The 19970-nt window shown below is 69.7% G+C and carries 19 protein-coding genes; 2 read left to right on the plus strand and 17 right to left on the minus strand.

The features are described 5' to 3' along the window. Positions 1-7: 7 nt before the first annotated feature. The 15 genes from QR77_RS00170 to QR77_RS00240 form a co-directional block, all read right to left on the minus strand. The gene (locus tag QR77_RS00170) at positions 8-1750 is read right to left on the minus strand and encodes a M4 family metallopeptidase (RefSeq protein ID WP_040019103.1); all 1743 of its coding nucleotides are present in this window, start codon (positions 1748-1750) and stop codon (positions 8-10) included. A 501-nt stretch (positions 1751-2251) separates the two neighbouring features. Then, positions 2252-3091 (minus strand): inositol monophosphatase family protein, encoded by an 840-nt coding sequence (locus QR77_RS00175; protein WP_040019104.1) that lies wholly within the window; start codon positions 3089-3091, stop codon positions 2252-2254. Positions 3092-3094: 3 nt separating this feature from the next. After that, on the minus strand, positions 3095-4312 hold the full coding sequence (locus QR77_RS00180; protein WP_078876394.1) for an alpha-D-ribose 1-methylphosphonate 5-triphosphate diphosphatase: 1218 nt from the start codon (positions 4310-4312) through the stop codon (positions 3095-3097). After that, positions 4309-5349: an ATP-binding cassette domain-containing protein gene (locus QR77_RS00185; RefSeq protein WP_201778775.1), complete on the minus strand. Its 1041-nt coding sequence runs from the start codon at positions 5347-5349 to the stop codon at positions 4309-4311. The genes QR77_RS00180 and QR77_RS00185 overlap by 4 nt, the downstream gene beginning before the upstream one ends. A 5-nt stretch (positions 5350-5354) precedes the next feature. Further along, positions 5355-6236, minus strand: a complete 882-nt coding sequence (locus QR77_RS45690) for an ABC transporter ATP-binding protein (protein WP_052488404.1) — start codon at positions 6234-6236, stop codon at positions 5355-5357. After that, the gene (locus QR77_RS45695) at positions 6233-7171 is read right to left on the minus strand and encodes an alpha-D-ribose 1-methylphosphonate 5-phosphate C-P-lyase PhnJ (RefSeq protein WP_052488405.1); all 939 of its coding nucleotides are present in this window, start codon (positions 7169-7171) and stop codon (positions 6233-6235) included. Before QR77_RS45695 ends, QR77_RS45690 begins: the two co-directional genes overlap by 4 nt. Then, positions 7168-8364, minus strand: coding sequence for a carbon-phosphorus lyase complex subunit PhnI (locus QR77_RS00200; RefSeq protein WP_040019105.1), 1197 nt, complete (start codon positions 8362-8364; stop codon positions 7168-7170). The genes QR77_RS45695 and QR77_RS00200 overlap by 4 nt, the downstream gene beginning before the upstream one ends. Next, positions 8361-9578: a carbon-phosphorus lyase complex subunit PhnI gene (locus QR77_RS00205; protein ID WP_040019106.1), complete on the minus strand. Its 1218-nt coding sequence runs from the start codon at positions 9576-9578 to the stop codon at positions 8361-8363. Before QR77_RS00205 ends, QR77_RS00200 begins: the two co-directional genes overlap by 4 nt. A 2-nt stretch (positions 9579-9580) precedes the next feature. After that, complete coding sequence (phnH, locus tag QR77_RS41955; protein ID WP_052488406.1) at positions 9581-10246, minus strand: phosphonate C-P lyase system protein PhnH; 666 nt, start codon at positions 10244-10246, stop codon at positions 9581-9583. After that, entirely contained in the window at positions 10243-10683 is a 441-nt protein-coding gene (gene phnG, locus QR77_RS00215) for a phosphonate C-P lyase system protein PhnG (protein WP_040019107.1), read from the minus strand. Before phnG ends, phnH begins: the two co-directional genes overlap by 4 nt. After that, on the minus strand, positions 10661-11422 hold the full coding sequence (locus QR77_RS00220; protein ID WP_040019108.1) for a GntR family transcriptional regulator: 762 nt from the start codon (positions 11420-11422) through the stop codon (positions 10661-10663). Before QR77_RS00220 ends, phnG begins: the two co-directional genes overlap by 23 nt. Positions 11423-11566: 144 nt before the next feature. Beyond that, complete coding sequence (phnE, locus tag QR77_RS00225) at positions 11567-13375, minus strand: phosphonate ABC transporter, permease protein PhnE (RefSeq protein WP_236710476.1); 1809 nt, start codon at positions 13373-13375, stop codon at positions 11567-11569. Continuing rightward, positions 13372-14271 carry a phosphonate ABC transporter ATP-binding protein gene (gene phnC, locus QR77_RS00230; RefSeq protein WP_078876397.1) on the minus strand — a complete coding sequence of 300 codons (900 nt, stop codon included), beginning with the start codon at positions 14269-14271 and terminating at the stop codon, positions 13372-13374. Before phnC ends, phnE begins: the two co-directional genes overlap by 4 nt. Continuing rightward, positions 14256-15218 (minus strand): phosphate/phosphite/phosphonate ABC transporter substrate-binding protein, encoded by a 963-nt coding sequence (locus QR77_RS00235; RefSeq protein ID WP_078877724.1) that lies wholly within the window; start codon positions 15216-15218, stop codon positions 14256-14258. The genes phnC and QR77_RS00235 overlap by 16 nt, the downstream gene beginning before the upstream one ends. A gap of 345 nt (positions 15219-15563) precedes the next feature. After that, entirely contained in the window at positions 15564-16406 is an 843-nt protein-coding gene (locus tag QR77_RS00240; RefSeq protein WP_040019110.1) for a LysR family transcriptional regulator, read from the minus strand. A gap of 93 nt (positions 16407-16499) precedes the next feature. Here QR77_RS00240 and QR77_RS00245 point away from each other — a divergent pair, with 93 nt between their 5' ends. Then, the gene (locus QR77_RS00245; RefSeq protein ID WP_040019111.1) at positions 16500-17237 is read left to right on the plus strand and encodes an SDR family NAD(P)-dependent oxidoreductase; all 738 of its coding nucleotides are present in this window, start codon (positions 16500-16502) and stop codon (positions 17235-17237) included. Positions 17238-17491: 254 nt separating this feature from the next. Here the strand turns inward: QR77_RS00245 and QR77_RS00250 are convergent, their stop codons facing one another. Both QR77_RS00250 and QR77_RS00255 read right to left on the minus strand, forming a co-directional pair. Then, a complete protein-coding gene (locus QR77_RS00250; RefSeq protein WP_040019112.1) occupies positions 17492-17740 on the minus strand; it encodes a hypothetical protein in 249 nt (82 codons plus the stop codon). Between the two features lie 93 nt (positions 17741-17833). Further along, positions 17834-18076, minus strand: coding sequence for a hypothetical protein (locus QR77_RS00255; protein WP_040019113.1), 243 nt, complete (start codon positions 18074-18076; stop codon positions 17834-17836). Between the two features lie 663 nt (positions 18077-18739). Here QR77_RS00255 and QR77_RS43015 point away from each other — a divergent pair. Then, positions 18740-19970, plus strand: a 1231-nt coding sequence (locus tag QR77_RS43015) for an AAA family ATPase (RefSeq protein WP_160310866.1), incomplete at its 3' end; no start/stop codon positions are given.

Genomic DNA, 19970 nt, shown 5'->3' on the forward strand with positions numbered 1-19970 from the left:
GGGGTGATCAGCCGTTGGACGCGGTGACGTTCACCGCCGCCCACGCCTTGTCGACGGTGTTGTACTCCGTGCCGCCCTGGCCGTACAGGTCCGCCGCTGCCTGGAGAGTCGCGGTGCGGGCGTCGTGGAAGTCCGTGGTGGAGACCATGTACCTGGTCAGGGCCTGGTAGAAGATCGCCGTCGCCTTCTCCCGGCCGATGCCCGTGACCGTGGAGCCGTCGAACGTCGCCGAGTTGTACTGGATGCCGTTGATGGTCTTGCTCCCGCTGCCCTCGGCCAGCAGGTAGTAGGCGTGCGAGGAGACGCCGGAGCCGGCGTGCACCTCGGTCTGCGGAGCGTTCGTGCTCCAGTAGTCGACGGCGCCCTCGAGCTTGTCCAGCGACGGGTGGTCGAGCCGGCGCAGGAAGCCCTGCGAAAGGCCGAGTTGCTCACCCATGAGGTAGTTCGGGGACTCGGCGGCGGTCTTCGAGCTGAACTCCACGTTGCTGCCGAAGATGTCGGCCAGCGACTCGTTGAGGGAGCCCGGCTCACCGACGAACGTGCCCTGCAGCCCTGCCGTGGACGCCACCACGCCGTGCGTCAGCTCATGACCGGTGACGTCGAGCTGGGTGAGCGGCTTGGTGAACGTCACGCCGTCACCGTCACCGTAGATCATGCACCAGCAGTCGTCCGACCATCCGGCGTTGCCGTAGTTCTGCCCGTAGTGGACGGCGCCCTGCGGACCGACGCCGTCATCCCTGATGCCGTCGCGGCCGAACGTGTTCTTGTAGAAGTCGAAGGTCTTGGTCAGCCCGTACTGGGCGTCCACGCCGGCGGTGTTGATGTCGGACGTGGTGGCGTTGCCCCACTTGTTGTCCGAGTCGGTCATGACGGTGGCGTCGTTGAACGGGTCCGCCAGAAAGCTGTTCTTGTCGTTCCTGATCTCCGTCTGGCCGCGCGTGGTGTCGACGAGGGTGTACTGGTTCGTCGCGGTCTGCGTGGTGTTGAGCGTCACCGTGCCGTTGTACATGGAGGCGCCGCTGCCGACTGCGGGCGAGGGGAGCCGAAGTGCGGGGCTCTGGGCCTTCGGTGTGGCGGTCCGTCCGGTCAGGGACGGCGTGGCGCGCTCACCCTGCGCCTTGAGCTTCTGCCGCACCTTCGGCGAGATGAACTCGTCCATGGTGCTGACGTTGCTGACTACGCTGCCCGTGCCCGCGTCGACGACCACCGAGTGGGAGGTGGCCACGTCGCCGCCGGCGGTGACCGTGACCTGGTAGGCGAGGACGCTCTTGCCGTCCTGGACGTTCACGAGCAGACGGGGAGCCGCCGCGGCCCCCTTCTGCACGGCCGAGGCGGCCTTGGACTGCGCCTGCTTCACCGTCAGCTTCGCGGCGACGGACGGCACCGAGACCGGCTTGTCGGCGGCGCGCGTCACACCGAGGTACTTCGAGCCCGGTGTGAGGTGGACAACGATGTCGGCACCGACGACGGGGAGCCCGCGGTACGTCTGCGAGAACCGGACGTGCTGCTTGCCGCTCTGATCGACCATGACGTCCGTGGCGACCAGGCCGCTCCATCTGGAGAGGCCGGTCTCGGTCTCGCGCGCGAAGGCGGCGGCGCTGGCGGCGTGGGCGACCGTCGCCTGGGAGGCCGCCTGGGTGCTGACGCTGTGGGGCGCGGGGCTCGCCATCGCCGTCGCCGTGATCGAGGCAGAGGCCGCGGTCACGATGGTCACCGCGATGGCGAGCTTGGATATAAAGGGAGCACGCATGTGGGGGGTCGTCCTTCCTGGACACGTCTCGGCACGTCCGCCGGGGGGGGCGGCGGAGGTATGACGAGATCATGACATGGCGATGCGAAGTACTGGAAGGTTAAAGAACTTTTTTGTGGGGCGAGATGATCGTCTATCAGCCACCTCCCGTTCGCCGGCTGTTGCTCGGAAACCCCCGTCCGACAGCCCCGGGGTGATGGTGCGCAAGCCTGGAGAGAAGCCTGCGAAGGGCGTGCCGGAAGGCAGTGCGCCTTGGCTTTCCGCCACCCGCAAGCCGGTCGTGCTCGGCCGAGGCGGGTGAACGCATGGCCTGATCAGACCGGCTGTCCGCTGTCAGGCATGGGCGGGCGGTCACGGCACACAGCGGCGAGCAGGTCTGATCCACAGTCGATTCACCGTAGCCGCAGCCCAGTTCGACTCCGCATGTGCGTTGTTCCGTGGCTCGCGGGCGCCCGCGAGCGCGCCCACCCCCGGCAGGGCGCCACCCGACCCGGGGAAGGGCTACCCGGCCGCGCGCTGCGCGGAAGACAGCACCTCGGCGAGTTCGTCGGCGAGTTGTGGCGTGGCGGCGATCACCCCGCTCCAGCGGCGGGTGAGGTCGGTGTCGAAATCCACCGGCCGGCCGTGGACGTCGCGTACCGCTCCGCCGGCCGCGGTCACCATGACCACGGCGGCCGCCAGGTCCACGAGGCGGTGGGTGTCGGAGCAGGCGTCGGCGAACGCGTCGATGGAACCGTCGGCGACCAATGCCGCTTCCAGGCACGTGGTCGACAGGATGCGGACCCGGGCAGCTCGCTCGGCCGCCGCCCACCACGCCGCCGCCGCACCGGGGTTGGCGATGTGCGGGCGCAGCATGGACAGCGCGGCGCCGGTCAGCTCGGTGCGCCCGGAGGTGCGGTAGGGAGTCGCGCTGTCCTTGTGGGCCCACCAGGAGCGTCCCGTGTCCAGCCACACGGTGAGTGCCTCGGTGAACTCGTCGCCCACCGCGATCACCCCGGCGAACGCGGTGAGCGGGACACCGGCGGCGCCGTTGGCGGAGCCGTCGAGCGGGTCCATCACGAGCGAGATGTCGCTCCCCCGGTCGATCCAACCGGTCTCCTCAGAAAGGACGTTGACCGGCGGAAGGCCGTCGAGCGCCTTGAGGATGGCGTCCTCCACGATCCGGTCGATGCGCATCGTGGGGGTGCCGTCGGCGCCCTGGGCCACGGTCTCGGCGAGCGTCGCCCGGTCGAACCGGTTCCTCGCGTCGGCGTAGGCCGCTCGGGCCGCCTCGGCCGTCGCGGTCAGTACGGGACTGACCCGCCCCGCGGCGTCGCCCTGTGTGCTGGTCCTGTCGGTCATCCGTCAGCGTCCCGTCGGGGTCAGGTGCGCCGCCGCGGACAGCGGGGCGCTGTCGCGTGTCTCCTCGGCCAGCAGGGTCATGCGTACGGTCTGCTGCCGTACGTCACCGGTCACCGCGACCAGGTCGGCGCGCATGCCCCGTACCAGTGCGCCGCGGTCGTTCAGGCCTGCTGTCGTCGCGGCGCCCGAGGTGATGAGGCGTACCGCGGCGGGCAGCGGCAGGACACCCTGGTCCGCCAGTCGCATCACCGCGGCCAGCAGGGTGGTCGGCATGTAGTCGCTGGACAGGTTGTCGACCACGCCGGCGGCGACCAGTTGGATGGCTCCCACGTTGCCGCTGTGCGATCCCCCGCGCAGTACGTTGGGTGCTCCGGCCACCACCTGCATGCCGACGGCCCTCGCCGCCTCGGCAGCCTCGGCGGTGGTGGGGAACTCCGCGACCGCCGCTCCCGCCGTGTAGACGTGCGCGATCTCCTCCGCTGTCACCACGTCGTGGGCGAGGAGCCGGATCCGGCCTGCCAGCGCCTCCTCACTCAGCCAGCCGAGAGTGATCTCACGCTGTGCGAGGCTCTCGTCCCGCTCGGCGATCCGGCTGTCGATGTACTGCTGGGCGTCGGCCTCGCTGATCTTCTCCTGTTCCGCGATCATGCTGCGGAACGAGTCGACGTCGGTGTACTGGCCCTGGCCCGGAGTGTGGTCCTGGTACGACACCAGGGGCAGCACACCGTCCCTGTCCGGCAGTTCGGAGAGCGCCTTCCGCAACACGACGAGAGCCTCCGGGTCGCGCGCGTCGAGCCGGTAGAGAACACGGTGGTCGATCAGTCCCACTCCCCCGGCGACCCGTTCCCGCAGCGCCTCCGAGAGGCCCAACGACCTCTCCAGGGTGCGGTCCTTGCCCAGATGTGTCTGGTAGCTGATTCCGTGGTACATCGTGGTGACGCCTGCGGCGCGTGCTCGGCCCTCGTAGCTGGACACAGCGAAGTCCGGAGGGAACTCCACAGTGGGGCGCGGGCGTTGCTCCTTCTCCAGCGCGTCGCTGTGGGTGTCGACGACACCGGGCAGCAGCAGCGCGCCGCGCAGGTCGAGGGCCTCGGAGGGCACCGGGCCCGGGGTGGGTCCTGTCACTTCCACGATCAGGCCGTCCTCGACGACGACTGTCGCGTCGTCCAGGATCCTGTCGGGCAGCACAGCCCTCGCGTGGGCGAATACGTACCGGCTCATCGAGCCACCTCCAAGGGCAGGTTCACGTCGTGCAGGATGGTTTCCGGGCTTCCTGAGGCCAGCACCCGGCCGGAGCCGAGCACCACCACCCGGGTGGCGAGACGTTCGATGGCGTCCAGGTCGTGGAAGACCGAGAGCACCGCGGTGCCTGTCTCCTCCAAGCGGGCGATGGTCTCCAGTACGGCGGCCCGGTTGGCCGGGTCGAGCGCGGAGACCGGCTCGTCGAGAAGCAGCAGGCGCGGCGGGGAGATCGTGCCCGCGGCGATGTTGACGCGCTGCTTCTGGCCACCGGACAGCACGGTGGCGTGCATGTCCCAGAGCCTCTCGGCGATGTCGACCTGTCGCAGCGCCTGGGCCGCCGCCTCTTTGGCGTCGGCCCGGTGCATGCCGCGCGCGATTCCGGAGGCGGTGACGATGTCGAGCACCGAGCGGCGCGGCTGCGGACGGAGGAACTGCGACACGTAGCCGATCTCCTTGCCGCGCAGATCCGCGATGTCGGAATCGGGCAGTGTGGCGATGTCGACGCGCTCACCCCCGGCGGTGCGGAACCAGATACTGCCGCTGCCGGACAGATAGGTGCGGTAGACGCAGCGCAGCAGTGTCGACTTGCCCGCGCCGGACGTTCCGGCGAGGGCGACGTGCTCGCCGGGCGAGACGTCGAGATCCACACCGTGCAGGGCTTCGACGACCCGTCCGTCGATGGTGTGCAGGGTGAAGTCCTTGCGCAGGCCCCGTACGGAGAGCACGCTGCCCGGCAGAGCCCCCGCGGGGAGATCTCCGGCAGGAGCGCCGGACGCGCGCGGTTCCGCCGTGGCTGTGGAGGCGGCGGCGGTGGTCATGGCGGCTGTTTCCGCGAGGGGCAGCGCCGTGGTCCGCTCGGTGACCGTCTCGGTGATCTTCTCGGTGGTGGTCGGAGTGATCTTCTCCGAGGTCCTCTTGACGGTCTTCTCGGTGGTCGTCGGGGTCGTCCTCTCGACGACCTCCTCGGTGGTCTTCTCGCTGGTCTTCTCGGTGATCGTGATCATGTTCGTGGTCATCACCATCAGCCCCGGGCCGCGGAGACGAGTTGCTGACTGTACGGCTGCTGGGGATCCTCGAGCAGTTGGTCGGTCAGACCGGCCTCCACGACTCGGCCGTGCTGCATGACGAGCACCCGCCGGGTGAGCATCTCGATGACTCCGAAGTCGTGCGAGACGACCACGGCCGCCACACCCGTCTCTTCGAGCAGGACGCGCAGCAGGTCGAGCACTCCGGCGGCGACCGAAGCGTCGAGTCCGGTGGTGGGCTCGTCGAGCAGCAGTACGGGCGGGTCGGTCGCGAGCGCCTTGGCGATCTGCACGCGCTGGCGCATACCACCGGAGAAGGTCCGCACCGCGTCGTCCATGCGCGAGAGCGGGACCTCCACACGGGCCAGCAGGTCGGCGGCCCTGGCGCGGATCCGCCCGTAGTCGCGCCAGCCGATGGCGGTCAGCGGATCGGCGATGTTGCCGCCCGCACTGATGTTGAGGTTCAGTCCCGCGGCCGGATCCTGGTACACCGTGGAGATCTGGTCCAGGCGCAGACGCCGCCTGGCCGAAGGGGAGAGATCCCTGATGTTCACTGTGCCGTTCTCGACGCCACGCAGGGCGATCGTGCCGGCGGTGGCCTGTTCGTCACCCGCGATGCACCGCATCACTGTCGACTTGCCGGAGCCGGACTCGCCGATGATGCCCAGCGCCTCGCCGGGCGCCACGTCGAAGGCGACGTCCCAGGCGGCGACGACGGCCCCGGTGGCCGGGGAGACAGCGGTGGCGAACGCGGGCCCGGTGCCTTCCAGGGACCTCGGTCCCTGGTCCCCGTAGATCTTGCCGAGGCCGGAGACCTTCAGCGCCCAGCCGGGCCTGACCCCGGCCGGGACGGGGGCGACGGCTGTGGTGGTGTTCATGACTGGGTCGCCTCTTCCTGTGTGAGTGCCTGGGCATGCGCCGCGGGTGTCCCGACGTGTGTGGAGGCAGGGGCTTCGCCCGTCCTGCGGCGCCGGCAGAAGTCCGTGTCGGAGCACACCCAGGTGGTGAACCCGCCGTCCCTGGCGGGCTCCTGGACGATGTAGGTGTCCTGCGACCGGCACAGGCGGCAGGCGGCGCCGGGCGTGAACTCGACCTCGAAGGGGCGGTCCTCGAAGGTCAGCGGCTCGACGTGGGTGTGTGGAGGCACCGCGAAGATGCGCTTCTCGCGACCCGCCGACAGGATGGTGACGGCGTCGGAGTTGTTGAGCTTCGGTACGTCCCAGCGGGGGATGGGGCTGGGGGTCATGATGTAACGCCCCTCCACCATGACCGGGTAGCCGGCCCCGGTGGTGATCAGGCCGTTGCGCACCACGTCCTCGTAGAGCCTGACCCACATCTTCGAGTAGTCGGCTTCGGCATGCATACGCCGCTGTTCGTGCATCTCGGGAACGATGCCGGCCAGCGGTTCCGCTCCCGGGACCTGGAGAACGAGCACCTGCCCCTCGCGCAGCGGCTGTTCGGGGATGCGATGCCTGGACTGGATGACATCTGCGGCGCGGGTGTCGCTCTCCTCCTCGCAGCCCACGTGGTTCACCACGAGCCTGCGCAGATTCGAGGCGTTGACGCCGGCGTCCTCCCCCTGGTCGATCACCTTGAGCCGGGTGTCCTCGCCGACGAGGGCGAGAGTGGCCTGGAGGCCACCGGAGCCCCAGCCACGGGCGACGGGCATCTCACGTGAGCCGAAGGGGACTTGGTAGCCGGGGATGGCGATTCCACTCAGAACAGCCCTGCGGATCTCCCTTCTTGACAGCTCGTCGAAGATTCCTGGCCGGTCCGCCGGGCCCGCCAGGGAGTGGAGGGTCGTCGTTGTCATTCCTTGTCTCCGTCTTCAATGGCCCCGTTCCGTACGGCCGTTACGGCCCGTGCGCGCTCGACGAGCGAGCGGAACTCCGCGTGGTGGGGCAGTTTCAGATGCCGTGCGTAACCGGTGGAGTCCATGCCGTCGAGGGTGAAGAGCACCTCGCGGTGGATGGCCGAGTCCGGCTCGTGGTGGACGAGCAGCAGGTCGAGCCCCGCCATGGAGATCGCCTTGCGGTCGTTGTGGCCCAGGCACAGCCCGTACCCCACATCCAGGGTGCGGGCGAGTTCCCCGGCGCGGGCGACGCTGTGGAAGGTCTGCACCTCGCTGACGCGTACCCGGGTGACCGCCACCGGTTGTCCCGTGTACGGATGCGGCACCGACAGGGAGAGGGTGCCGTGCCTCACCTCACCGGGAATCTCATGACCGCCCGATCGCAGACTGTTGCCGTACCACATGTGCATCAGCGAACCGGTGTCCGCGCGTGCCATGGTCTGCAACCAGGCGGAGCGCGGCGCGTCGGAACGCGCGGGGGTGCGGGTGACGTCGTACGGGGCGGGATCGGCCGCGGCACCGACGGGCCGGACGACGTCCATGCCCCGCAGGACCGACAGCAGGTTCGCGGGTGTCCGCTCCACGGATGCGGCCGGGGCGGACACGGGGGTGCCGAGGCCGTGGGTGTGCTCCTCGGAGCCCTGACGCGCCTGCTGACGCGGCTGCTCGTGAAGGTGCTGGTGGCCGCTGTGGTCGTGGCCGTTCGCCCCGCCGGCCGCCGTCGATCCGGAGACCCTGGAGCGGCCCTCGTCCTCAGGAAGCAGGTCGAGCAGGCGCCCCACGTAGTCGAGGGTGCGGCCGAGGACCTGTCCGCCGGGCGGGTTGCGGAACGCCGAGCTGATACGCCGGGTCACCCTCAGCTCGTCGGTACTGACGGGCAGACCGCGGCCCAGACGCGGCAGGGTGGAACGGTGGGCGCGGATCAGTTGAGCGGCCTCCAACGGGTCGCCCTGTGCCTGGCGAATGGCGCGGGCCGCCAGCTCGGGCGCCCACAGCCCGCTCTCGCCCATGGCGCGATCGACGGCCAGCGGCAGCCGCTCGGCGATCTGCTCCAGCTCCAGCCACGGACTTCTCCTGTCGCGGCCGGCCTCTTCCACCAACCGCTCCGCGGCGGTGACCGCTTCCTGGAGGGTGTTCGGCTGCCCTGCGCTCATCGCGCACCTCCTGAGGTGGCGTGCACTGCCTGGATGCGTTCGAGGGTGGAGCGGAAGTCCACGTAGTGCGGGAGCTTGAGGTGTTCGAGGAAGCCCGAGGACTCGGGGCCGTCCAAGTGGATCAGCACCTTCTGTTCCAGGCCGTCGGTCTCCGGGTCCCGGCGGACCAGCAGGTCGAGCCCGGCCATGGCGAGTGCCTTGGCCTCGTTGTCGCCGAAGCAGAGGCCGTAGCCGACGTCGAACCTGGTGTGATCCTCTTCCGGCAGACCGGCGCCGCGGATCGTCCGGGTCTCGGTGACCGCCGCGGCCGCGACGGTGACGGGGTTTCCGGTGCACGGGTGTGTCACCCTGACCGGCAGCCTGCCGCGGCGCAGTTCGAGCGGAATCTCCGGTCCGCTGTGCTCGGGTCGGCGCCCTGACGCGTACCACAGGTGGATGAGGGAGCCGGTCTCCGCACGGGCCATCGCCGACAACCGGGCCGAGCGGGGGGTTCCGGGGCGCGCGGGTGCCCTGGTGATGTCGAAGGGTTCCGGATCTGCGGGAACCGGCCCTCCCGTCAGCAGTCCCTGGTCCCGCAGGGCCTCGACGACGCCGCTGGAGACCGGAATCGCCCCGGACCCGCACGCGCGCGGAACATCTGGGCCTTCGGTGTCGGTAGTGGCCCCGGCTCGGCCGGACGGACGCTCCCTGCCCGCGCCGTCCGCTCCCGCGCCGTCCGCTCCCCCACCGTCCATACCCACGCCGTCCGCGCCCGTCTCCTCCGCACTGACGCGGTCGGCGCGGACCGACTCGTCGCGGGCCCTCCCCTCGGGCTCCGGTGTGAGGTCCAGACGCCGTGCCACATAGTCGAGGGTGCGGCCGAGGATCTGGCCGCCCGGCGGGTTGCGGAACGCCGGGCTGATACGCCGGGCAACCCTCAACTCATCGGTGGAGACAGGTGTGCTGTAGGCAAGACGCGGCAGGGTGGAACGGTGCGCACGCAGCAGTTGCGCCGCTTCGAGCAGGTCGCCCTGCGACTGGCGGATGGCGCGGGCGGTGAGTTCGGGAGCCCACAGGCCGCCCTCCCCCATGACCCGGTCGACCGCCAACGGCATCCGTTCCGTGATCTGTTCCAGCTCCAGCCAGGAGCTGCTCCCTCCGTAGCGGGCCTCTTCCACCAGCCGCTCGGCGGCGGCGATGGCCTCCTGGCCGCCGCGTACACCCGAATACCCCATGGTCAGCCACCCGCCACTTCGACACGGACCCTCGTCGTGCGCGGCAGACCCGTCACGGCGCCGTCGGCGGCCACCAGGAAGGTGTCAACCCCGAGTGGGAAACCGCTGTTGACAGCGGTCAGCGCCTCGATCACCGCCATCGGCAGGCCGCGGACGCCGAAGCGCCGCTCGCCCGGGACTCCGGGGCCGCTCAGCAGGAGAACCGTCTCCCCGTCGGCGAGGACGCCGCCCGCGCTCCCCCCGTCGGTCAGCGTGTCGACAGCGGCGAACAGCCTGGCGCCCTGCTCCGGGTTGAGCGCGTCGCCCCTGTGCAGCACGGCGATCTCCGCCCCGCTCAGCGGTCGCAGGGCCACCACTGTTCTGGCCGCGTCCAGTTCGGCACGCGGAGCGCTGGTCGCGGCGTGCACGGCGTCGCCCCACCCCCGCGCGTCCTCGCCCTCGGCGGTGAGTACGTGGAGCGTCACCTCTACGTCGATGAGCCCGCAGGCAGCCGCCGCGGCGGCAGGCACCGCGTCGGGGACGTCGAGCCGGCCGATCTTGCCGGGCCTGGCGAGCACGTCGAGCAGGGTCGTGAAGTCGCGCTGCGACTCACGAGCGCCGCGCCGCAGCGCGCCGATTCGGGCGCCGGCACCGAGTACGGAGGGGGTGGTCAGCAGTGTGTCGGTCACGTCAATTCCTCGAAGGAGACAGTGGTGGACCGGATTTCGACCCACTCGGCGGCGTCCCGTCCGGCCTGTCGGTCGGCGATCCGCCCGCAGAGCGCGTCGATCTCGGCGAGGGCGGGCAGACGCGCCGCCGCGACGGCGTCGAGCAGTGCCGCGGCCAGGGCCGCCACCCGGTCGTCCCCGGCGCGCATGGCCCAGCCGGGTACACCCGCGATCTCGACCGAGCACTCGGTGACGAGCACCTCGCCCAGGTAGAAGCGGGATTCCTCGACCGGCTCGCGTACCTGGAGCACGACCATGCCGACTTCCGGTGGCCGCACCACCGTCAGGTCCGAGGTGACGCCCTCGGCGACGAGCCGTTCCGCGAGCGGGACGATCTCCTCGTGATCGGCGGCGGCCAGCAGTTCGGATCGCTGCTCACGTGTCAGCGTGTCGGCCATGCTCTGTTCCCTCCGGTTGCTTCCATGGCCCGTCCATCTCGACGATGATCCGGGTGCTGTCGGGGCGGCTCCATGTGCTGCTGCACATCAGCGCCCTGCCGGTGCGCAGGTCCCGGCTCAGGCTTTCGACCAGCCAGACCGGCCGGCCCGACTCCGTTTCGAGGTTCGCCGCGATGTCGGGTTCCGGCAGTGTGTAGCTGACTCGGCACCACGCTCTGACCGGCTGCGCCCCGCACATCTGGCGCAGGATGGCGTCAAGCGATTCGACGGCGTGCACGGCGGTACTGACCTCGGGCAGCACATCGGTGGGGATCCACTCGTTGGTCCAGCCGCTGAGCAGTCCGTCGATATATGACTGCCTGATCAGCAGATGGGCCGGGGATCCCTCGGGCCGTTCGAGTCGGGCCGCCAGGGAGCCGGTCAACGGCAGCGGCCGCACGTCGCGCACGACGGTGCGGGGCGTACTGCCCGCCTGTCGGATCGTCTCGTGCATCGAGGGTGACTTCGCCTGCGAGAGGACGTAGTCGATCGGACGGTTGACGAAGGTCCCCGCGCCGCGTGTCCGGCGTACCAGGAGGCGGCTCTCCAGTTCCTGGACCGCCGCCCGCGCGGCCGCCCGGCCGACTCCGAACCGGGCCGCGATCTCGTGTTCGCTGGCGACTCTGGTTCCGGCAGGACGATCGGCGATCTCAGCGGCGACAAGATTGGCTATCTCGACATATCGGCTTTGATTGGCCACATCAGGAAGCTTGCTCCTGCGAATTGTCCGGACAACCGCACGGCATTCAACGTTCCACCCCGCACCTGGTGAACAACTGGAACGGTTGTTGCTCGTTCTGCCCGCCGCCGACACGTCACGTAGGGACCCGTCACGCGCGGACCGTCACGTGTAGACACGGCGTAGCCAGACGGCGAGTCCTTCCACCAGGAGCACGACCGCGAGGAGCATCAGGACGATGGTGGTCACGGTCTGGAACTGGAGAACACGCGCCGCGTCCAGGAGTCGGTATCCGATCCCCCCGGCGCCGACGATGCCGAGCAGGGTGGCGGCCCGGATGTTCGTGTCGAGCTGGAAGAGCATGTGAGCGATCACCGTGGGCCAGGCCCGCGGCAGTATCGCGGAGAAGAACAACTGCCAGCGGGACGCGCCGGAAGCGAGCACCGCCCTGGTGGGTCCGGGATCGAACTCCTCCAGCGAGTCGGCCACCAGTTTGCCGAGAAGTCCGACGGAGCCGACGCCGAGCGCCAGCACACCGGCGACCGGGCCGAGTCCCGTGACCACCACGAAGACGATGGCCAGGACCAGCTCGGGGACGGCACGTATCAACAGGATGACGGTCCGCATCATCCTGGCCACGGCGGGGGACGGTGCGATGTTGCGTGCGGCCAGCGTACCGAGTGGGAGTGCCAGGACCAGGCCGATGAATGTCCCGGCGAAGGCGATCTCCACGGTCGTCCACAGATCGGACAGGAGGATGCCGAACATCCCGCCGGCCCGCGGCGGGAAGAAGTGCGCGAGGGACGGGCCGATGTTGGGGGCGTCCTCGAACCACAACCGGACCGAGACGCCCGCACCGGGAAGCGCCGCGACCACCAGGGCCACAGCCAGGAGCGCCCAGACCGAACGGCGAACCCGCTGAACGCTCCACCGGGGGGAGGTGCGCCGGCCCGTGCCACGTCCTGACGCGGTGGACGCCCGCCCGACCGGAGCCGACCGCGACACCGGTGTCCGGTGTTCCAGGACCCCGCCCGGCGCCGCTTCGCGCACGACCGGCCGGAGTCCGCGCAGTTTCCGCCGCAGGAACCCGTGGCGTACCTGGACGCCCGAATCCCGCAGCAGGGCCCGGCGGATGACGCCCGAGACGGCCTCCACGACGAAGCACATCAGGAGCAGTACGAGCGCGAGTGCCATCGCACGCCGGTAGTCGATCTGGCCGATGCCGATGTAGAGCGCGTAGCCGAGCCCGTTCACACCGACGTAGCCGAGCACCACGGAGGTACGCAGGTTGATGTCGAGCCGGTGCAGAGCCGTGGCCACGAGAGAGGGCAGGACCTGTGGGAGCACCGCGCTGAGGAGTTCCTGCGGGCGGGAGGCGCCGGTGGCCCGGATCGCCCGGCGCGGCCCTTCGTCGACCGCCTCGATGGAGTCGGCGTACAACTTTCCGACCATGCCCACGGAATGCATCCCCATCGCCAGCACACCGGTCATGCCGCCGAGTCCGAAGACGCGGAAGAAGAAGATGGCGAAGATCACGTCGGAGATGGCGCGGGCCAGCACGATCAGCGCGCGGACGACGGGCCGCACGCCCTTGAACGGTGTGGTGTTGCGCGCCGCCAGCAGAGCCAGCGGAATGCTGATGACCACCGAGACCAGCGTGGCCGACACGACGATGGCCAAGGTCAGCCAGATCAGATGGAACAGTTCACCGGCCGGCGGGAAGTCCAGCGGGAACATCCGCCGGGTGAAATCGGCAGCGTTGTGGGCACTGTCGATGATCGTGCTGACATTGATCTTCAGGTCCACGAAGGACCAGATCCCGCCGCCGAGACAGATCAGCAGGGCAAGCCCGGCCAGCAGCCCGGAGGGGCGGGGACGCGCCAGTGTCCTGCGGGTCCCGCCGTCTCCCGTGGGTATCGGAGACGGCCTTTTCGTCCTGATGGGTTTGCCGACCAGTGGCGCGTGGGCGCTCACAGGGCCCCCACCGGGACGGAGAGTCCGTCCCGGCCTGCCCGGTCCTCGCCCACGGCCGAGTAGAGCCGCATGACCTCGTCGCGGCTGATGCCTTCGGTGGGTACGTCGAGCACCACCCGGCCGTCGCGGAGTCCGATGATCCGGTCGGCCCAGGACAGCGCCAGATCCACCTGGTGCAGGCTGCACAGGACGGTCAGATGTCGGCTGCGGCCGACATCCTTGAGCAGGCGCATGATCTGCCCCGAGGACTCGGGGTCGAGCGAGGCGACCGGTTCGTCGGCGAGCAGCATGCTCGGCTCCTGCATCAGTGCGCGCGCCACGGCGACCCGCTGCTGCTGGCCGCCGGACAGGGTATCGGCCCGCTGGAACGCCCAGTCCACGAGGCCCACTTCGCCGAGCCGGTCGAGTGCCTGCTCACGGACGCCCCTGGGGTAGCTGAACAGACCCATCCGCGGGCCGCGGAGCCGCCCCAGCGCGCCCGTGCAGACGTTCTCCAGCACGGTAAGCCGCCCCACCAGGTGGAACTGCTGGAAGACGAACCCGATACGGCGGCGCAGCGCCCGTAGCTGGCCGGTCGAAGCGGCGGCCAGTTCGGTCCCCAGGACGTTGCCCCCACCTGACGTGGGTGTCTGCAGCCCGTCGAGGTGCTGGAGCAGTGTGGACTTGCCGGAGCCGGAGAGGCCGAGCAGCGCCACCACCTCGCCGGCCCGTACCGTGAAGCTGACCTCGTCAAGGGCGACGATCATCTCTTCGCCGGAACCGAACCGTTTCGTGAGCGAATCCAGCCGCACCACGACGTCGTCCCGTACCGTCGCGTCTGTCCCCGCGCTCGGGCGGGGCGCCGGGCCCGACGCCGGAGCTTCGGGCGTCCTCAGGCCGCTCAGCCGTTCTGGCATTGCTTGTCCTTGGTAGCGGCGCAGACGTCCCGGATGGTCTTGAAGTCGGCGTCGACGGACTTCTGGTAACCCCAGGCGCCGTCAGGCAGGCAGTCCTTCTGACCGGTGCAGAACCCCTGGGCGGCCATGTAGTCCGCGTTGGCCTTGGTCAGGAAGGTGTCCGTGAGTTTCTTCTGGAGCGACGGGGTGAGGTCGGTCGAGAGGCCGACGGGCGAGCCCGGGATCTCGTCCGACCTCCATACGACCTTCAGGTCGCCCGGCTTGAGCTCGCCCTGCTGGGGAAGCAGCTTGTCGACCATGTCGTCGTAGGCGAAACCCGCGTCACACTGGCCGCTCTTGACGGCGAGCGCCGAGGCGTCGTGACCGCCGGACATCACGGTCTTGATGTCCTTGTCCGGGTTCAGACCGGCCTTGATCAGCCCGGTCCTCGGGTAGAGGTAACCGGATGTGGAGGTCGGGTCGACGAAGCAGACCTTCTTGCCCTTGAAGCCCTTGAGGTCCTTGATCGACGACTTGCCCGGCACGATCCCGTACGACTGATAGGCGCTGCTGCCGCCCTTGGCGTCCACCGTCGTCCCGATCGGGGTGACGTCCACGCCGCTGTCCTTGGCCACCACGTACGAGAGAGGGCCGTAGAAGGCCAGGTCGACCTTGTGTACGCGCTGGGCCTCGATGACGGCCGCGTAGCTCGTGACGTTCTGGACGGTGACCTTCTTGCCGGTCTCCTTCTCCAGCAGTTTGATGAGGGGAGCGTTCGACTTCGCCTGTGTCGCGGCGTTCTCCGAGGGGATCTCGGCGATCACGAGCGTGCCGGGGTCACGCCCGGAATCGCCCGCGGACTGGCCGCTCGCCGCCTTGCCCCCGCTGCTGTCACCGTTGTCGAGGGCGCTCTCACCGCAGGCCACCAGGGCCAGAGGGAAGAGGGCGGAGACGAGCACTGCACTCATTCGCCGCTTGGTGAAAAGCATGAATTGTCCTCATTCCGGCGGCCTGTGGCCACCCATACGTACCTGCTCCTGAACCTGGTGCCGCGACGGGGAGAGCGTCGCCGGGAAGGGCACTCGGTGCTTGCACTGCCAGGCTTGGGACCAGAGGTGTTAAGCCGGACGTATCGGGGTGGAGCGGAAGAGAACTGTGGGTAAGGCCCCGGGAGGCTTGACCCGACAACTGGTACAGGCGATCTCTCACGGAGCGCAGGCCGCGCCGGTCACGGCCGGGCGGTTGGACGGGTTTTCCGGCCGTCGATCCGAACAGTCGGCCGCTCTCCACGCGAGCGGACGCGGAGCGGCCAGTCAGAGACGTGCTGCTACGCGGACCAGGTCGGCGGCCGCGCGGAGTCGGCTCTGCGACGGCCACGCGATCACCGTTGTCACGGATGGTGCGTCGAGGACCGGCACGGCGGTGAGATCCCGGCGCAGGTCGTCGGTACCGGCGGACTCGGGAATGATCGCGGTGGTACGGCCGAGCGCGATCAGTTGGAAGAGCTGTGTCAGGTTCCGCACCTCTGCGCCCGGTCCCTCCGGGTAGCTGCCGCCAGAGCCGGGCCAGCGCGCCATCGGGAGCTCCGGCAACGCGGTGACCTCGGCCGTCCGAATCTGTGAGCGGCCGGCAAGCGAGTGAGAGGCGGGCAGGATCGCCACCTGTCCCTCGGTGTACAGGATTTCGGTGTCGAGTCCGACCGCCGAATCGAATGGCAAATGCAGCAGAGCCACATCAGCTTGCCCGTTCCGCAGCAATTCCTGTTGCTGGTGCGCCTCACACAGCAAGAGATCGACGGTGGCCGCGCCGGGCTCCGCGCGGTAGGCATCGAGCAGTCTGGCCAACAACGCGTCTGCGGCGCCGGCTTTGACGGCGAGGACCAGGCTGGGGCGCCTTCGCGCGGCCTGCTGGGTACGCCGCTCGGCTGCGGCTACCGCGCCGAGGATCGCGCGGCCCTCGGACAACAGTACGGCGCCGGCCTCGGTGAGCGTGACCTTGCGGCTGGTGCGCTCCAACAGGGTGACCCCCAGACGTCGTTCGAGCCGGGCGATCGCGCGGGACAGGGGCGGCTGGGCTATCTCCAGACGCTGGGCGGCCCTGCCGAAGTGCAGTTCCTCGGCGACGGCGACGAAGTACCGCAGCTCGCGTATCTCCATACCCGCACAGTAGCCGCGGCGGACGGTCGACCCATGTCGCTCGGGTATCGGTGCCTTACCGAGGTGGTGTTGGTGCGTGGTCGAAGCGCGGCCATGCTCGCTGTCATGAGCGAGAAGACGATCGCGCTGGTCACCGGCGCGAACAAGGGAATCGGGTACGAGATCGCTGCCGCGCTGGGCGCGTTGGGCTGGAGCGTCGGTGTCGGCGCCCGGGACGAGCGGCGCAGGACGGACGCCGTGGCGAAACTGCGCGCGGCAGGTGCCGACGCGTTCGGTGTGTCCCTGGACGTGACCGACGACGAAAGCGTGGCCGCCGCGGCGCGGCTGATCGAGGAGCGAGCGGGACGCCTTGACGTACTGGTCAATAACGCCGGGGTGGCGGGCGGTTGGCCGGAGAAGCCGACGACCGTCGACCTGAAGACCGTCCGACGGCTGGTGGAGACCAACGTCATCGGTGTCATCCGCGTCACCAACGCGATGCTGCGGTTGCTGCGCCGCTCGGCACACCCGCGGATCGTCAACCAGTCCAGCCATGTCGGCTCACTGGCCCTGCAGACCACGCCCGGCGTCGACCTCGGAGGGATCAGCGGGGCCTACGCGCCGACGAAGACCTACCTCAACGCCATCACCATCCAGTACGCCAAGGAGCTGAGCGGCACCAACATTCTGATCAACAACGCCTGCCCCGGCTACGTGGCCACCGACCTCAATGGGTTCAGCGGTACTCAGACCCCCGAGGAGGGCGCGGCGATCGCCATCCGGTTGGCGGCTCTTCCCGACGACGGCCCCACTGGTCAGATGTTCGACGACAACGGAGTCGTGCCATGGTGAAGTGCAGGCGTTCCCGCTCGACGGGGATGCGGCTCGATGCGCCCCGCCGTTTTCCGCCGACGCTCAGGTGGTTCACGATGGCTGCGTAGGTGCCCTCGTGCTGGAGGAGGGTGCGATAGGTGCCTTCTTCGAAGAGGGGGTCGAGGTTCGAGGTGGGTTCGTCGCAGACGAGGACGGAGGCGTCGCGGCGGAACGCGCGGGCTGCGGCGACGCGCTCCCCGGGGATGCGAAGGTCACGCCGGTTGCCGGATGGCCTACGGGGTGTCGGGCACGGGCTCGCTGCTCCCGGGGGCGGCGGTGCGGGCGCTGGTGTCCATGAGGAAGCCGGCCCGGTCGGCCACGTAATAGCCGGGCCCGTAAGCCGCGTTGGCGCCTCGTACGACACCGGTCAGGAGTCGCCGGCTGGTCTGGACGGCGATGAAGGCGGTGCCGGCGATGTCGGGTGGCGAACGGGGAATCCGAGGACGCCGCTGCGCCTCTGTCCACAGAACAGGTTCTGGCACACAACGTGAGGGGGCACGCTGATCCGACGGGGCTTCGGCGAAGGGCCTCGGATCACGTGGTCCGAGGCCCTCGCGCCCAGCGGGTTGCTCAGTTCACTGACCGCCTGTGCCCTCGTCCCACTGCCTGGCGTGGTCGTAGGCGCCCTTCTTGCCGAACTCTTCGAACTGCATGTTCGTCGAGCCGAAGCCAGGATCACCTTCATCCTGAAGAGCGGGGAATCGCTGGGCGGGGGCCGTCGCCGGCGAAGCCGTGGCAGCCTGGACTGGGCCGACCAGGGAAAACGCACATGCTGAAGTCAGAGCGGTCAGGATCAGAGAGCGGATCAAGGTCTTCACAGTCGGAACTCCTGGTGGTCGAGGAAGGGACAGGGACAGTCTTGAGTTGATCCCGCCTCACCTGTGCGCCATGGCCATTGCTGCCAACGAGGGCGCGTCGCAGAGATCGCTCACGAAGGCGTGCAGAGCCTGTTCTCGTGAACAGAATCACCTCTGAATCGGGCGCACTTCAAAGGACTGGCGGGCCCGGGCGGGATGACGGCCGTCCCCGAAGAACACACCCCGCATGTAGGTCCGCCGCGCGTTCCCGGGCTGAACCTTAGAGACACTGATCATCCCCACAGCGCTGCTGACCGTCGACGTACCGGAGACCGGTCCGGACTGGTCCTGGCCGTCGCTCGAAGGCTGTGTTGGGGGGACTGGCGAGCGCTGGCGCCGCGAGACATGGCCGTCGGCTACAAACAGGCATTCCACGCACTCGCGGCAACCCTGCATCCGCTTGTCCTGCTCTGGATGCACGGGGGGTAACTCCCTTTTAGCTCCTTTGGGTTGACGGCCGTCCGAAGCACAGACACCGGCTCGCGCCGCGTTCGGGACACGGGAGCCGGCCCGGGGGCAGCCGGCCCGCCCCCACCGGACGAGAAAAAGTTGCACCCTCGTGCGATGACCTGGGGCAGGAATCACCGGCAGAATATGTGCACCAGGCATGGATCGGAGTCGGAGATGAGCGCGGACAGACGTGCCGCCGACGCGTCGGCACGAGGACGCCTCGCCGTACCCCGCCTGGTCGGCCGCGACCGCGATCTCTCGCTGCTCGGCCACGCCCTCGACGAACGGCCAGGGCCCGTCGTCATCGCGCGCGAAGCGGGCATCGGGAAGACCCGGCTGCTCCCCGAACTCCTGTGGCTGCGGCGGGAGACGGCGCTGGTCGCGGTGTGCCCACCGTTCCGGGAGCCGTATACGCTCGGCCCGGTCGTCGACGCCGTACGACGGCTGGCCGGGCAGGTCACCGGCCTGCCGCTCACCGGACTCGTGGGGGCGCTTCGGCCGCTGTTCCCGGAGTGGGCCGGACAACTGCCGCCCGCCCCCGAGCCGTTGCCCGACGCTTCGGCCTCCCGGCACCGGCTGCTCCGCGCGCTCGTGGAACTCGTCGACGTCCTCGGAGTCGGGCTCTTCGTGGTGGAGGACGCCCACTGGGCCGACGAGACCACTCTGGAACTGCTGCTGTTGCTGCAGGCCCGGCGCGAGCGCGGCCCCCGGCTGGTCCTCACCTACCGGTCCGAGGACGTCCCGCCGGACTCGTCGCTGCGCCGGCTGGTCGCGCGGGCCGGTGTCGTCCGGCTGGAGCCCGGCCCGCTGGACACCGCCGGTACGGCACCTGGTGTCCTCGATGCTCGGCGGGCTGCCCGTCTCCATGGAGTTCGCGGAATTCCTGCGCGGCCACACCGACGGACTGCCGCTCGCGATCGAGGAGTCCGTACGGCTGCTCCACGACCGCGCCGACCTGGTCTCTTCGCGCCCGCCTCGGCGGCCGACCGCTCCGGGCGGACCACCCTCGGCGTGACCGACGGCGCGTACACCGCTTCGACCGCGAAGGCCACCGTCGCCCGCGACCAGGTGACCCGGAAGAACTGGAGCCTGGGCGCCGGCCGGATCAGCGTCTCCGGCGATCCGCTGCGGGTCACCCGGCCGCTGGGCCGGTCGACGGAGCGGACCGTGACGCTCCACAACACCGGTACGGCACCCGTCCACGTGGTGCTCAACCCGCAGGACGGCTCGTACACACCCGATTCACACGCCGGCAAGACGGTGAACCCCGGCACGCGCACACCGGTCCGGCACGCCGGTGGCGACTTCAGCCGCAAGTCACTGCTCGGCGCGAAGCCGGACGGGCCCGCGACGCCGAAGGCCGCGGCGCCCACAGCCGCCGGGGCGACCGCGGCGGGGGGTGCCG

The sequence above is a fragment of the Streptomyces sp. 150FB genome, from assembly GCF_000818195.1.
Lineage (GTDB): Bacteria > Actinomycetota > Actinomycetes > Streptomycetales > Streptomycetaceae > Streptomyces.

Excerpts from the sequence above, each read along its gene's own strand:
- QR77_RS00170 (WP_040019103.1), bottom strand. The coding sequence starts at position 1,750 with ATGCGTGCTCCCTTTATATCCAAGCTCGCCATCGCGGTGACCATCGTG.
- QR77_RS00175 (WP_040019104.1), bottom strand. The coding sequence starts at position 3,091 with ATGACCGACAGGACCAGCACACAGGGCGACGCCGCGGGGCGGGTCAGT.
- QR77_RS00180 (WP_078876394.1), bottom strand. The coding sequence starts at position 4,312 with ATGAGCCGGTACGTATTCGCCCACGCGAGGGCTGTGCTGCCCGACAGG.
- QR77_RS00185 (WP_201778775.1), bottom strand. The coding sequence starts at position 5,349 with ATGACCACGAACATGATCACGATCACCGAGAAGACCAGCGAGAAGACC.
- QR77_RS45690 (WP_052488404.1), bottom strand. The coding sequence starts at position 6,236 with ATGAACACCACCACAGCCGTCGCCCCCGTCCCGGCCGGGGTCAGGCCC.
- QR77_RS45695 (WP_052488405.1), bottom strand. The coding sequence starts at position 7,171 with ATGACAACGACGACCCTCCACTCCCTGGCGGGCCCGGCGGACCGGCCA.
- QR77_RS00200 (WP_040019105.1), bottom strand. The coding sequence starts at position 8,364 with ATGAGCGCAGGGCAGCCGAACACCCTCCAGGAAGCGGTCACCGCCGCG.
- QR77_RS00205 (WP_040019106.1), bottom strand. The coding sequence starts at position 9,578 with ATGGGGTATTCGGGTGTACGCGGCGGCCAGGAGGCCATCGCCGCCGCC.
- phnG (WP_040019107.1), bottom strand. The coding sequence starts at position 10,683 with ATGGCCGACACGCTGACACGTGAGCAGCGATCCGAACTGCTGGCCGCC.
- phnC (WP_078876397.1), bottom strand. The coding sequence starts at position 14,271 with ATGCCAGAACGGCTGAGCGGCCTGAGGACGCCCGAAGCTCCGGCGTCG.
- QR77_RS00235 (WP_078877724.1), bottom strand. The coding sequence starts at position 15,218 with ATGAGTGCAGTGCTCGTCTCCGCCCTCTTCCCTCTGGCCCTGGTGGCC.
- QR77_RS00240 (WP_040019110.1), bottom strand. The coding sequence starts at position 16,406 with ATGGAGATACGCGAGCTGCGGTACTTCGTCGCCGTCGCCGAGGAACTG.
- QR77_RS00245 (WP_040019111.1), top strand. The coding sequence starts at position 16,500 with ATGCTCGCTGTCATGAGCGAGAAGACGATCGCGCTGGTCACCGGCGCG.